An 804-nucleotide genomic window follows, 5' to 3' on the forward strand; every position below is an offset into this window, starting at 1 on the left:
CAATGATGGCTGTTATTTGCGCGGCGGTAATGGTTTAGACGAAGAATTTACTCTGCTTAATTGTGAAAAATACAAGCACGTCAAAAAACAGACGACGGCTACTGTAAACTATTATGACGTAACCGATTTATTTGAGTCCGGATTTACTGGTCTTGACGATTTGTTACGCAAATCTATTGATTGCTCAATTAAGGAGCGAAAATACCAAAAGTCTTCTGCAAGTAAACGTTTGAGAGATCTACCGAACATGCAGCTTACATTAGAGCGCATGGTTAAAAAGGCGGGTATTGATGATGTTGAAACCTTTGTGGAACTTGGTCCAGTTGAAGTGTTCAACAAAGTAAGAGTTGCTTACGGCAATGATGTTGACGTTAAACTGCTGTGGAAGTTTGCTGGTGCCATTGATGGTGTGCACTGGAAACTAATCCAAGAGCCGCGCAAAAAACAGTTACTGGCACTGTGTGAATAAGGCAACTGAACCACACAATGATTGACTCGTTTCTAATGGAGTTAGCGAGTCAGAAAAGTAAGTGTTAAAAGCAGAAAAGGGAAGTTGATGTTTTTGACCACTTCATTTGAGTTAGTCATTTTATGAATAAAAAAACCGAGGCAATTGCCTCGGTTTTGCTTTTTTCACGCCAATTAGAACTTGAAGCGTGTAGTGAACATGATTTGATCACCGTAGAAATCGTTGATGCGAGCTTCAGCACCAAGAGAGAAAAGCTCTGTTGAATGGAAGCGCGCGTAAGCAGAACCTGTCCAATCGTCATCGTTGTCGATTGAAACGTAACCAACTTTACCACC

At 40.9% G+C, this 804-nt stretch carries 1 protein-coding gene; it reads left to right on the forward strand.

What is annotated here, in order from left to right:
* On the forward strand, positions 1–469 hold a 469-nt coding region (locus tag R7Q46_RS26285; protein WP_318078099.1), incomplete at its 5' end, for a TfoX/Sxy family DNA transformation protein.
* Positions 470–804 lie beyond the last annotated feature (335 nt).

The sequence above is a fragment of the Vibrio sp. 811 genome (assembly GCF_033339195.1).